Raw genomic sequence first — 12,415 nt, 5'->3', positions numbered from 1 at the left:
AGGTGTCGCTGATGATGTACCGTTTTAGGGGTTAAGAAAAAAATAACAGTAAAATCAATAAGTTAATACCACAAACTGCCCCCAATGTGGTTTGTGGTTAAACAAAACGGTGATAATCGCCATCAACAAAAGGTAAACACCATGAACATTGACAACCTAACCTTAGGTCAAATCAAACAAATCCAAGCCCTGCTTGGTAACGCAAGCACGCCAAACACTCAATCGCAAGACGGGCTAAATGCCATGCTTGGCAAAAAAGTCATCATCCGCACCTACTCAGCAGGGGTATGGTTCGGCGAATTAGAACAAAAGGCGGGCAATGAAGTCATCCTAAAAAACGCTCGCAGAATGTGGAAATGGTGGGCAAAAGAAGGTATCAGCCTATCTGCTTGTGCCTTATATGGCGTTAAGCATGACAACTCAAAAATCGTAGAGGCGGTGGAAAGTGTATGGCTTGAAGCCATTGAGATTATCCCATGCACTGATATTGCCATCAAATCAATGGAGGATGCCCCAAATGTCAAAGCTGAATAAACCAACCAATCATGGCAGTGGCTATGGCTATGGCAGTGGCTATGGCTATGGCGATGGCGATGGCGATGGCAGTGGCGATGGCGATGGCTATGGCAGTGGCTATGGCTATGGCTATGGCTATGGCGATGGCGATTAAATGATTTTCGGCAAGGTTAAGCAAGGTGGAAGTGTCTGCCGTGTGCAAGGTCGGAAAATCCGACCGCCTTGCCGTCTTTTTTAATTTTTTTAAGGAATTTGCTATGAGCAAAACCACCATTCACAAAATCCCTTTACAAGTTTTGTTGGCTAGTGTTATTTTTGTGCCAAGTAGTGATGTCCGCCCTTATTTGACTTATGTCAAGGTAGAAAAGGGCTATGTTGTAAGTACAAATGGGTATTGCTTATTTAAATGTGATATTGATGACTTGGATAAAGAGCTTGATTTGTTTATTCACCCGCATCAAATCAAATTGCTTTGTACTGGCATTAAGGCAAAAGACAAAAAAGGCGATGTCATTATTGAAGTTACAGAAAATGATGAAAAAAGTGTGGTTGTAATGCGATTTGATAAAAATGCCATCACTTTTGAGAATATCAAAGTTGGCAATTTTCCCAACCCGAACCGTGTTATCCCGTCAGATGACAATGTAACCAATGAAATGGTTACATTAAATTGGGATTATATGGCAAAAATGCAAAAAGCTGGAAAGATATTGGGTAATTTAACACCACCGTCAATCAAAAGCACAGGAAAAAATAAACCAGTCTTAATTGATTTTGGCAAAATCAAATTTAAGGCGGTTGGCTTGGTAATGCCAATCAAAGAATGGTAAAAAAGGCTTATTTTAAGAAAACGCACAAACTTAAAATAAGCCGTCCATTTAATTTAAGGAGTTTATTGTGAGTAAAGTTAAATTTAAAGTTGGCGATTTGGTTTATTGTCCGTCAATATCCAGCGAGATTTTAAATATTAAAGTTTTACCAATTGATGTAATGGTTTTTGATATTACGCATTCTATTTCTAGAAATGATTGTGGATTTGTTAGTTATCTAAATAACGCTGCAATTGTCCGATTGGATAATGGGTGTTGTACGAAAACGCATTTTCAAAAGATAGTCCACGCCACCACCGAAAACCACAGGTTACTTTCAAAACTCTACCCCAATGTGGCATTTGAGCCACCGCCAAAGCGTAAAGAGCCGAGAGAGATTATTGAGGCGATGTTAAAAGCGGGCTATGATGGCGTACCTTGCAAAACTGATTGTAAGCAATATCGTTTTGTTTGCGTGAATGTGTCCGATGACCCATATTTCCCATTTGTATATGATAGCCTTGACAAGGATGATGCCTTTTCATCTGCTATACCTTACTGCTACCAAACAGGTAAAACAATCATTGACTTTGTCGATGGCGAAGTGGTATTGGAGGATTGATTATGTTTATTGCAACTGCATTATATAAACAGCTAACCACAGAAGTGATGGGGTTAGAACAAAATATTTACTTGGCAAATAGTCAAAGACTAGGGTTTTTTCCAGTTTTTGAGGGTAAAAGATGAACCTAAATACCGCCAAAGCGTTGATTGATAAAATCGGACTAAACGAAGCAAAAAACATTGCTGAAAATGAGCCATCAAATGCGTTTATTTTTTTTGATTTTGGAAAATATCGCAACAGCATTCCCTGCCCGAAAAAATATTCGGTCAATACTATCAAGACAGCTTTGCAAATTGTTGAACAACACAACAATTCAATAAGCGATTTTGATGTTTTATTGGCTGAGATAAGAGAGTGTCGAATTAGAACACAAAATAGCGATGTTGTTTCCATGCTTGATTATCTTGAAAACTTTGCAATTTGTTCACGGAGCAAAAAATAAAATGGCTAAATTAAATAATCCATACTCGGCAGTTGTCTTTTTATCGTTTTTCGTTAATGATTTTGAAAAAAGAAATTTTAAAATCCCAAACGGCAACAAAATGCGACACAATCCACGAAATAATAAGCGAACAAAATCAAAAAGGGGTAAAAAATGAACATTGAAACCGCACAAAAACTAATTGAAAATCTTGGTGGAACTGAAAAAGCCAAAGAGATTATCAAGAATTGCCCAAAAGAGTGTACCGTATATCGTGAAGCGATTGGCAATATTGTCATTAAAGAAATTCCCGTCGGGGTAATTGCAACAGCTTTGGCAGTCTTGGGGGTGGATTATGAACAAGCCTAAATATTTCTCAATCACTTATGACATGTCCAAACTATCCGATGATGAACAAAAAGCCGTGATTGCCGAAGCAAGCTCGCTTTTTCGCAGTCAAAAAGCGGTGTGTGCAGGGTGGGAAAACGATGGTGTTACTAATAACGGTTGGATTAGTGTTGATGACCGATTACCCCCGTTGGAAACGGTAGTATTGGTGTATCAGAGACCCCTGCGGTATGTATTAACTGCGGAATATCTTGGCGATAGCTGGGAGTTTAGCGAGCTTATGCCACACGACACTCGAGTAACCCATTGGCAACCCCTACCTAAGCCACCAAAGGAGTAATAAAAAATGAACAAAATAATTCAAAATCTAAAAGCAACCAATGAATTGTTGTTTTTTATTTGCAACAAAAACAATATCTCATTAGGTACACTATTAAATGATAATGGTGCTTGTATTCAAGATATTATTGATGACAATAATATCTTAATTAGTAGTGGTGGTTGGATTGATATTAAAGACGGTGGATTTGATGATGGGCAAGAAATCTTAATCACAGACGGCAAAGAAGTTTGGACTGATACTGTCATGTTTGATTGTTCAGATAATGACTATTACATTTATTTTGACGGTGGTTCAAACCCCGAAACTGTAACCCATTGGCAACCAAAGCCCGAACCACCAAAGGAGCGAATGAATGACAACCATTGAAACAGATATCAATATCAGCGACCTAAACAAGTCAAACAAGCGTGGGCATGAATTATTAAGATATGCTTATGATGTATTGCAGTATGACGGCATTAAGCTACTACACACCGCCATGCACGCTGGTGTATCACACGTTAATCACATCATGGCAAGCAGTATGCTAGGTTATAAACCCGCCACTTTGAGAAATTGGCACAGCCAAAGCAATGGACCTATCCAAACACGCATGATTAACGGTAAGCCCTTTTGGGCGGTTAAAGACATCAGGCAATTGTTAGGCGAGTAAAAAAATTAGCCCAAGTTTATGCTTGGGCTTTTTATTTGAACGTTGGTTATTATTTGGTTATTATTTTATTTTTGGTTATTCTTAAACACAAAAAAATCAAGGTTTTAATCTCTTAAAACCTTGATTTTACTTATTTTAATATGGTAGGCCCAGCAGGACTTGAACCTGCGACCAAAGGATTATGAGTCCTCTGCTCTAACCAACTGAGCTATAGGCCCGAAAAAACAAAGATAATTATACTTGATAAAGTGCGTTTAGTAAAGTGTTTTTTTGCATTTTTATAAAAATCACAAATATCGCCCGAAAAGTTATCATCCGCTCTGATTTTTGTTATAATAGGACAATTTATTTAACCCAATAGGAACTCTCATGACTTCTCATTCTCTTAGCTACAAAGACGCAGGCGTTGATATTGAAGCAGGCGAAGCCCTTGTTCAACGTATCAAATCTGTCGCCCGTGCCACGACCCGCCCCGAAGTGGTAGGCGGACTTGGCGGGTTTGGGGCGTTGTGCCGTATCCCACAAGGCTACAAATCGCCCCTTTTGGTCTCTGGCACGGACGGCGTTGGTACCAAATTAAAGCTCGCCCTAGACCTAAACCGCCACGAAACCATCGGTCAAGACTTGGTAGCAATGTGTGTAAACGACCTTTTGGTGTGCGGTGCTGAGCCGTTATTTTTCTTAGATTATTACGCCACAGGCAAACTTGATGTGGACGTTGCCGAGACAGTCATCAAGGGGATTGGGGATGGTTGTCAGCTGTCAAATTGTGCCTTAATCGGTGGCGAAACTGCCGAAATGCCTGGTATGTATCAAGACGAAGATTATGACTTGGCAGGCTTTTGTGTGGGCGTGGTAGAAGAATCTGAGGTCATCACAGGGGCAAACGTCCAAAAAGGCGATGTGCTGATTGCCTTGGCAAGCTCTGGCGTGCATTCTAATGGCTACTCGCTTGTGCGAAAAGTGATTGACGTGTCGGGCGTGGACGTCAATGCTCATACGCTAGGCAATAGCGAGAGCTTAGCGGACGCATTCATGAAGCCCACTCGCATTTATGTCAAATCGGTAAACGCCCTACAAAAACAGCTTGGCAACAAGAACATTCATGCCATGGCACATATTACAGGTGGCGGTCTGACCGAAAACTTGCCCCGAGTGTTGCCCGAGAGTCTATCTGCCGAGATTGACCTTGCCACTTGGGAATTTCCTGCCGTCTTTGACTGGCTACAACAGGCAGGTAACATCGCCCAAAGTGAGATGGTGCGTACCTTTAACTGTGGCGTGGGCTTTGTGATTGTCGTCCCTGCCGATAAAAAAGACGAAACGTTGGCATTTCTGACTGCACAAGGCGAAACCGCTTGGCAAATCGGACAGATTGTAGAGCGTGCTGATAAAGCGGTGGTTTATGTTTAAAAGCTGAATGGCTTTTAAACAATTGGTAAATTGGGTTTATTGCTTAAAGATAAACCCAATTTAAAAAGGATAATTTATGCAAATGTCTAACACAGCATTATCGCCAAAAGTGCAAGCGATATTACCTGCTTTGGAAAATCTAAAAGCAGATGACTATTCTTTTTTGTTAGAATTTTTACAAAATAAAATCGTTAAAATAGATAAGCAAGAAATGCCATTGAGCCGTCAAGAAATTGCTAAAAAGCGTTTGGGGTTTTTAAAGAGTAACAATTAAAAATCAGGTTGAGTTTATCAATCAAGGAAATTCAAATGACCATTGAGCAAGCAGTCTATGAAATCACCCATACAGCCAGTTATAATGAAAGACTTTGGGCGATTGAAGAGATTATCCAAAGTTTAAAAAATGTCGCCCCAAAAGCAAATACAAATGACAAAAAAGATGAACAGATTTTAACACATAAACGCTTTAACCGTTTTCCGAAAGCCATGACAATGAGTGATGATTTTGATGATGATTTGGGTGATGAATTTTGGCTTGGGAAAGATGTATAATGGCAAAATATTTATTAGATACCCATATTTTTATCTGGGTAACGTGTGAAGCCGATAAATTGCCCAAAAGATGTGCCGAGATTTTAAGTGATGATACGCACACCATTTATCTTAGCATGGCAACCATTTGTGAGATGCAAATTAAAAACCAACTTGGTAAATTACCATTAAATCAGCGGTTAAATGTAATTATTGATGATGTCATTAAAAATAACCTATATCATATTTTGCCCATTACCGAAAACCATATTTTAAACCTACAAACCCTTGAATTTCATCATATACCCCTTTGACCGTATGATTATCAGCCAAACCATGTGCGAGCATTTAACGGTATTAACGGTAGATAGTGAAATTATAAAATATCCCATTGAATGTATTAGCTAATATGAAAACATTAAAAATCGCCGTCCTAGTCTCTGGCAATGGCTCAAACCTACAAGTTTTGATTGACCAAATGCAATCAGGCAAACTGCCCATTGACATTGTCGCTGTCGTCAGCAACAAAGCGGATGCCTATGCCCTAACCCGTGCCAAAAACGCCAATATCGCTACCTTTGTCATCGACAAAAACGAACAAGGCAAAACCTATAAAAGAGCCGAATTTGAACGTCTTGCCCTTCATGTATTAAAGCCGTTGGGCGTGGATTTGGTGGTATTGGCAGGCTTTATGAAAATCCTAACCCCATTATTTATCAATGGGGTTAAAGACGAGCTAAACGCCCCCATGATAAACCTGCACCCGTCCTTACTCCCTGCCTATAAGGGGCTAGACACGCACGAGCGAGTATTAAAGTCAGGTGAGCGATATCACGGCTGCAGCGTGCATTTGGTAACAGCAGAGCTTGATGCAGGGCAAATCCTTAGCCAAGCGGTGCTAGATATCCACGCCGATGACACGCCTGCCATACTGCAAAACAGGGTTCATGCCCTAGAACACATGCTTCTACCACGCACGATAGATTTTATCGCCCATGGCGTGATAGATGTGGAGAATGTGGGCGATGTGTATCGGTTCTGGGGAAATTAGACCAATGAAAATGGATGATGAATTAAAAGGCGACCGTTTGACCGCCATTTTGGAATTATCTAATCTGCCATGTAAATTTAGTTAAATTCTCGGTGTCCTGCAACAGTAATGTAACAGCGATTTCATTATCGGGATTTTCTTTGATGTTCTCATCTAGCAATTCCAATATCCATTGGCGAACTTCTTCGCTTTTTTGTTTTGAAAAAAGACTGTGTTGTACAATGGATTCTAACAAACGCCTTCTTGACCGAAAATAATCTCCTAAATCTGACCATATTACATCACGCAAATCATCTTTTGTTGTCTCATTTACAGCTTTCTTGACATCATCATTATTGCGTTGATTGTCAGGGTTTAAAAAGAAATCTTTAAAATCTATTTTTAAGGCATGGTTTTTAATTTGCTCTTTGACAAAATCTTTAAAGATGTCATAATTCTCTACCCCAAAAGGGTAGAAGTCATCAAAATCTATTTTTCTTTTGCTATTCTCGATGGTTTTTATAATGTAGTCTTCTACTTGTTCTTTAAAAGATTTTGCTAATGTTTCATTATGTAGCTCTATCACTTTATAATAAAAACTTAGATTGTTAAAATCTTCGTATTTAATTACTTTAACTGATGAATCATAAAAATCTTGGGTAAAATTAGCATCTATATCAAGATTATGCAATTTTGATACTAGTGATTCATGGTGTTTGATGGTTTGTATTTTTTATTCTGAAATTTCATCTTGTGCAATCAGTTCTTTTATAAATTTATCATCAATATTGTAATTAAAAATATTTTCTGTTATCACTTCAACCCAATTACTTAGACAACTAAAATCAATAAAACCCTTAAAAAAAATATTCTAGTGAATTTATTATATCTACCACAGAATTGTCAGAAATATTATAAGGTTCAAAATTTAACAGATATTTCAAATCAAATACAAAATTATTATCCTTATTCTCACAAGGTATCTCGGGTTTTATTAAGTCAGCAAGTCTGACAATAAGTAGGTTTCTCAATATGCTGTCTTTGCTTGACAAGCTTAAATCATCAACCGATTCTATAATTTCTCGATAATCTCGTTTGACTCTTTCATAAAAGCGTATGTTTTTAACCGCTAATTTTTCATAAAATTCTTTATAAATATCAATCATTTCATCGTCATCAATAATAGTTTTAATAATAGAAAAATTTTCTGTCAAATGTACAATTTCATCAAATACCTTTTCTTTATATTCTTGAAATTGGTTATCTGTTTTATCTTGGTGTAAAATCACAACCACTTTACAGTTTTTCTCGGTTTTAAGATGACTAATCAACCCCATGATGTCTTTTATATCAAGGTTATCAGATTTTCTTTCCAAATCATCAATGCAAATAATCGTATCTTTTACCAAGCTAAATAATGCACCTGTAATGATATTTTGACCAATGGACAAGGCAAAACCATTGCTTTGTATGTCAGGTATTTTTACATTATTGGTAATAAAGGTAAAGAGCGATTTAATTTTTAAATTCTTTTTACTGTCTTTCTTGTCTGTACTGGTTGCTTGTGTTTGAATGGCGATTTCATATTTTAAACTATCCAAACTATCTATACCAAACAAGGAAATATAAGCATATTTTTGACAGCCCAGTTCGCTACGTTTTTCTTTATAAAAATTTTTCCAAAAATGTGTTTTGCCAATACCCCATTCGCCAGTCAAGCCAATAACATAGCCTTGGTTTTTATCGCTATTTAGGACTTTTAATAATCTTTCGTTAATGCTTTGTGTGTTTGCCATAACTTTTCCAATAAAAATAGGTGTGATAAAATCATACCACACCTATTTACCAAAAACCAAATTATTTCAAATAATCCCTCAACGCCTTCGCCTGTTTATCAGCATTACCGATATAGGTGGCAGGGGTCAGCTCGGCTAGGCGTGTACGTTCATCGGACGGAACGGCGGACAGCTCATCGCCATTGACAAAACCTACCATCATCTCACGGGTCATCGCTTGCCCACGAGTCAGAGCCTTTAATTTTTCGTAAGGTTTTTCTACGTTGTAGCGTCTCATCACGGTTTGGATAGGTTCGGCAAGTACTTCTTGGGCGTTGTCCAAATCTTCGGCTAGGCGGTCGGTATTGATTTCTAATTTACCAATGCCTTTTAGGCACGCTTCAAAGGCGATGAGACTTTGGGCAAAACCCACGCCCATGTTTCTTAAAACCGTTGAGTCGGTCAAATCACGTTGCCAGCGTGAGATTGGCAATTTTTCGCCAAGATGAGATAGTACCGCATTTGCCAAGCCAAGGTTGCCTTCGGAATTTTCAAAATCAATGGGGTTTACCTTGTGGGGCATGGTGGAGCTACCCACTTCGCCGTCTTTTAGTTTTTGCTTAAAGTAGCCAAGCGAGATATAGCCCCATACATCACGGTTAAAATCAATCAAAATCGTGTTAAAACGGCGTAACGCATCAAACAATTCCGCCATATAATCGTGCGGTTCAATCTGCGTGGTATAAGGGTTAAAGGTCAAATCCAGACTTTCCACAAAACCCTGGGAATGCTTTGCCCAGTCAATGTCGGGATAAGCGGACAGGTGGGCGTTGTAGTTGCCGACCGCTCCGTTGATTTTACCAAGCAGTTCTACATTTTTGAACTGCTTTAATTGGCGGTGCAGACGGTAGGCGACATTTGCCATTTCCTTGCCAAGCGTGGTGGGACTTGCGGTCTGTCCGTGCGTGCGAGAGAGCATGGGCGTGTCGGCATAGTTGTCAGCAAGTTTGGTAATCTCATCAATGATGGTTTGCATAGACTGGGCTAGCACATCACGACCTGATTTTAACATCAGAGCGTGCGATAGGTTGTTAATATCCTCGGACGTACAGGCAAAATGGATAAACTCGCCAGCACTGGCAAGCTCATCAATATCGGCGATTTGCTCTTTTAAAAAATACTCTACCGCTTTGACATCGTGGTTGGTGGTGCGTTCTATCTCTTTGATTCGTAGAGCGTTTTGTTCGCTAAAATTGGCAACAATGCCATTTAGCTTGTCGTTGGTGGATTGGCTAAATGGCGTGATTTCGCTGATTTCGGGGTGGTTTGCCAAGGCTTGTAGCCAGCGAATCTCAACGGTTACACGGGCGTGAATGAGTCCAAACTCGGACAAATAAGGACGCAAGGTGTTGCATTTGGACGCATAGCGACCGTCAAGGGGCGATAGGGCACTCAGGGCAGAAAAAGACAGCTCGGACATGGGATTTTCCTTACGATAAACGGGTTTAAATGGATTTGGATTTGACAACAAAAGCCCACAAATCACTTGTGGGCAAATACGGGTATTACTTAATCTCAACAGTCACGCCTTCTTGGATGTTGGCATACAGCTCTAACACGTCCCAGTTGGACAGACCGATAGAGCCAATCGGGGCGGGCTGTCCGATAATCTCAGGGTTACTCACGCCATGAATGCCATAACCTGCCCTGTCTAGGCTCATCCATGCCACGCCAACGGGGCTGTTAGCACCGGGGGGTAGAATAAAGGTTTGTTTGCTGTCGCCTTTGGTGACGGTGGCACGATAGTGGGGCATTTTAACTTTGCTGTTTAGGTTATAAACGCCTTTTTCGGCAGGTTTTTTGCTGTTGCCGATGGTGGCAGGGTAGCTTGCCATGAGCGTGTCGCCTTGGTAGGCGGTGACGGTGTTGGTTGCGGTGTTGGCGATGATTTTGTCAAAACCGCCTTCAAAAGCATCTTTGGTATTGACCACGGTAATGCTCTCGCCTGCCACGAATTTTTTGTTGGGGTTGATTTTGGTGAGATAGTCGATACGCATGTGAAAGCGTTCGGCAAGTTTTTCTTGAATGCTCTCATAGCCTAGGTCGCTAAGTTTTGAGCGGGCTTCGACACTGCTTGGTAATTTGCCAAGCTTGGTGATGTCATCTTTGGTGATGGTGTAGCTGACCAGTACGTCATCCGCCCCCACGCTTAGAGCGTCCCATGTTTCTTGGTTCATCTTGCCAGTGGCGGGCAGGTTTTTCATGCGTTGGAAGTTGGCAAGGGCGTTTTTGCTGTTATTGCCCCAACCGCCGTCAATCGCCCCGACAGACGCATGGTGTTGGTCTAGCAGTGCTTGAATCTTGACCGTCATGGCACTATTGACTTTCATGTTGGGCGACCATGTGGACTCGTTTACGGTCTTGGCATATTCGGACAAATCCACTTTGGTGTAGCGTTTGCCTGACTTTTCAAGGCTTTTGATGGTGGCGGTGTCGCTACTGGTTTTTTTGGTGTCAATCTGACTGGCGGTGTCGCTGTCATCGGTGGTCAGCAGCGTAGGGTCAAAGGTGTTTTTTGTCCCCGATTGGGTGGTTTTAACATCAAGTTGGGCAAAGGCGGTCGTACCACAGATGGCAAGTGTGGACAGTGCCAATGTGGTGAGTTTTTTAGAACAGGATTTTTTAAAATAAAACATGGCAAATCTCATTTTATAAACAAAAAACACCGCTTATTATGCGTGAAAATGGCACAAATGACAAGGGCGGACAAGTAGGATTGTTGTAAATTTTGTATCGCCAATCCGCCTAAAACACCATTTCTAAGCGGTTAAATACGCCCAAATGATGGTCTCGGTCTTGGTTTTTGTCATTATAATAACTGATGTCCGTCTGCACAAACAGCCATTTTCGCCATACAGGTTGGCGATAGCTGACATAAGGACCATAAATGTCGAGTTCAAACTTCTTGTCTGCGACATCGCCCCCTGTATAAATGCCATAGCTAAACGCTCGTGTGCCGTGCTTGCCGTCTAGGTAGTGCTGTTGGTACAAGCTGTTACTCCATGCGGTCTCCTCGGTGTCTTTGTGGGCATAGGATAGGTGCGTGCGATTGACGAGCGTGCGGTGCTTGGACTGGGGCTGGCTAAATTCAAGCGTGGATAGGGCATAATGCTCGCTCTTGGTGCCGTAGCGATACATCTGTTCAAAGCGGGCGTTAATGCGGTGGTCAAGCTCCCATTTTTTCTCACCTCGCAGTTTAAGATATAAATCACTAGACCGCAGACCAATGTCGGCATCCGTCTCTATGCCGATGTCGTCTTGGAATTTTGACCAACGCAGAGCGAGCGATGTGTTGTCTTCACGACTTTGACGGCGGTCAAAGGTGCTGTCGCCATAAGTTACGGCACGTCCATCATTATAGATACCGCCCCCTTGTTCTAAGTCCAAATCGTCATCACCAATCATTACGCTTAGGCGGTTTTCAAGTGTTGGCAGTTTGATACGTCCACGAATACGGGGCTTGACGGTCGTGACATCATATTCATTATGATGCGTGTCAAGCATTAAACGGATGGACGCACGAGCAGGTTCATCAGGGTCGGTCTCGCCAAACCAGCTGTCCATGTGTCGTGCGGTGCGATTGAGCCAACCTTTGGTGTCGTCTCGGGTGTCATCAAGCCATGTGTTGTTCTCAGGTTCTAGGTTGGGGCTGTCCGTGTCTGATGTTATGGTGTCATTGGCATGAGCAAAGGCAGGCAGGGCAAGACAGGTCAGTAAACACAAAGTCGGGCGAGAGATGATGGGCAACATAAAAACACCAAGTTGTCAAAATTTATCCAAATCATATCATATTATTACTAGGACGTGTAAAACATTGATAACATTTTAATCAATTTTTGCATGAAAAATGGCTATCCGACCACTTAATTTAAAGGTAGTAATCCAAAAAGTA

The 12,415-nt window shown here is 40.9% G+C and carries 19 protein-coding genes and 1 tRNA gene; 14 read left to right on the top strand and 6 right to left on the bottom strand.

What is annotated here, in order from left to right; genetic code table 11:
- Positions 1-141: 141 nt before the first annotated feature.
- The 9 genes from B0182_RS04555 (at position 142) to B0182_RS04520 (ending at position 3,714) form a co-directional block, all read left to right on the top strand.
- Positions 142-534 carry a DUF6948 domain-containing protein gene (locus B0182_RS04555; protein WP_078273800.1) on the top strand — a complete coding sequence of 131 codons (393 nt, stop codon included), beginning with the start codon at positions 142-144 and terminating at the stop codon, positions 532-534.
- Entirely contained in the window at positions 518-670 is a 153-nt protein-coding gene (locus tag B0182_RS14525; protein WP_169836093.1) for a hypothetical protein, read from the top strand. The genes B0182_RS04555 and B0182_RS14525 overlap by 17 nt, the downstream gene beginning before the upstream one ends.
- A 103-nt stretch (positions 671-773) precedes the next feature.
- Positions 774-1,346 (top strand): beta clamp domain-containing protein, encoded by a 573-nt coding sequence (locus B0182_RS04550; protein ID WP_078273799.1) that lies wholly within the window; start codon positions 774-776, stop codon positions 1,344-1,346.
- A gap of 67 nt (positions 1,347-1,413) precedes the next feature.
- Positions 1,414-1,947 (top strand): hypothetical protein, encoded by a 534-nt coding sequence (locus B0182_RS04545; protein ID WP_078273798.1) that lies wholly within the window; start codon positions 1,414-1,416, stop codon positions 1,945-1,947.
- A gap of 121 nt (positions 1,948-2,068) precedes the next feature.
- Positions 2,069-2,392 (top strand): hypothetical protein, encoded by a 324-nt coding sequence (locus tag B0182_RS04540; RefSeq protein ID WP_078273797.1) that lies wholly within the window; start codon positions 2,069-2,071, stop codon positions 2,390-2,392.
- A gap of 153 nt (positions 2,393-2,545) precedes the next feature.
- On the top strand, positions 2,546-2,740 hold the full coding sequence (locus B0182_RS04535; protein WP_078273796.1) for a hypothetical protein: 195 nt from the start codon (positions 2,546-2,548) through the stop codon (positions 2,738-2,740).
- Positions 2,727-3,059 (top strand): DUF551 domain-containing protein, encoded by a 333-nt coding sequence (locus B0182_RS04530; protein WP_078273795.1) that lies wholly within the window; start codon positions 2,727-2,729, stop codon positions 3,057-3,059. Before B0182_RS04535 ends, B0182_RS04530 begins: the two co-directional genes overlap by 14 nt.
- Before the next feature lie 6 nt (positions 3,060-3,065).
- A complete protein-coding gene (locus B0182_RS04525; RefSeq protein ID WP_078273794.1) occupies positions 3,066-3,428 on the top strand; it encodes a DUF551 domain-containing protein in 363 nt (120 codons plus the stop codon).
- Entirely contained in the window at positions 3,415-3,714 is a 300-nt protein-coding gene (locus B0182_RS04520; protein ID WP_078273793.1) for a hypothetical protein, read from the top strand. Before B0182_RS04525 ends, B0182_RS04520 begins: the two co-directional genes overlap by 14 nt.
- Positions 3,715-3,855: 141 nt before the next feature.
- On the opposite strand, the gene B0182_RS04515 is transcribed toward B0182_RS04520, so the two are convergent.
- A tRNA-Ile gene (locus B0182_RS04515) sits at positions 3,856-3,932 on the bottom strand.
- A gap of 151 nt (positions 3,933-4,083) precedes the next feature.
- On the opposite strand from B0182_RS04515, the gene purM reads away from it, so the two are divergent.
- From purM to purN, 5 genes are all read left to right on the top strand, one after another.
- Entirely contained in the window at positions 4,084-5,127 is a 1,044-nt protein-coding gene (gene purM, locus B0182_RS04510) for a phosphoribosylformylglycinamidine cyclo-ligase (protein WP_078273792.1), read from the top strand.
- Positions 5,128-5,203: 76 nt separating this feature from the next.
- Positions 5,204-5,401 (top strand): hypothetical protein, encoded by a 198-nt coding sequence (locus B0182_RS04505; protein ID WP_078273791.1) that lies wholly within the window; start codon positions 5,204-5,206, stop codon positions 5,399-5,401.
- A 35-nt stretch (positions 5,402-5,436) separates the two neighbouring features.
- Positions 5,437-5,679 (top strand): hypothetical protein, encoded by a 243-nt coding sequence (locus tag B0182_RS04500; protein ID WP_078273790.1) that lies wholly within the window; start codon positions 5,437-5,439, stop codon positions 5,677-5,679.
- Positions 5,679-5,972, top strand: a complete 294-nt coding sequence (locus B0182_RS04495) for a type II toxin-antitoxin system VapC family toxin (RefSeq protein WP_078273789.1) — start codon at positions 5,679-5,681, stop codon at positions 5,970-5,972. The genes B0182_RS04500 and B0182_RS04495 overlap by 1 nt, the downstream gene beginning before the upstream one ends.
- 95 nt (positions 5,973-6,067) lie before the next feature.
- Positions 6,068-6,709: a phosphoribosylglycinamide formyltransferase gene (gene purN, locus B0182_RS04490; RefSeq protein ID WP_078273788.1), complete on the top strand. Its 642-nt coding sequence runs from the start codon at positions 6,068-6,070 to the stop codon at positions 6,707-6,709.
- A gap of 55 nt (positions 6,710-6,764) precedes the next feature.
- Here purN and B0182_RS04485 read toward each other — a convergent pair whose 3' ends face one another.
- The 5 genes from B0182_RS04485 to B0182_RS04465 form a co-directional block, all read right to left on the bottom strand.
- Positions 6,765-7,379, bottom strand: a complete 615-nt coding sequence (locus tag B0182_RS04485) for a hypothetical protein (protein ID WP_078273787.1) — start codon at positions 7,377-7,379, stop codon at positions 6,765-6,767.
- 166 nt (positions 7,380-7,545) lie between these two features.
- Positions 7,546-8,484 (bottom strand): P-loop NTPase fold protein, encoded by a 939-nt coding sequence (locus B0182_RS04480; RefSeq protein WP_112742358.1) that lies wholly within the window; start codon positions 8,482-8,484, stop codon positions 7,546-7,548.
- A 61-nt stretch (positions 8,485-8,545) separates the two neighbouring features.
- Entirely contained in the window at positions 8,546-9,943 is a 1,398-nt protein-coding gene (purB, locus tag B0182_RS04475; RefSeq protein WP_078273786.1) for an adenylosuccinate lyase, read from the bottom strand.
- 85 nt (positions 9,944-10,028) lie between these two features.
- Positions 10,029-11,159, bottom strand: a complete 1,131-nt coding sequence (locus B0182_RS04470; protein WP_158079626.1) for a L,D-transpeptidase family protein — start codon at positions 11,157-11,159, stop codon at positions 10,029-10,031.
- 109 nt (positions 11,160-11,268) lie between these two features.
- Positions 11,269-12,273: a hypothetical protein gene (locus B0182_RS04465; protein WP_078273784.1), complete on the bottom strand. Its 1,005-nt coding sequence runs from the start codon at positions 12,271-12,273 to the stop codon at positions 11,269-11,271.
- Positions 12,274-12,415: the final 142 nt, after the last annotated feature.

The organism is Moraxella bovis, from assembly GCF_002014975.1.
GTDB classification, from domain to species: domain Bacteria; phylum Pseudomonadota; class Gammaproteobacteria; order Pseudomonadales; family Moraxellaceae; genus Moraxella; species Moraxella bovis.
Note: the sequence above shows the minus strand (reverse complement) of the source record. Positions and strands in the feature narration are given on the sequence as shown.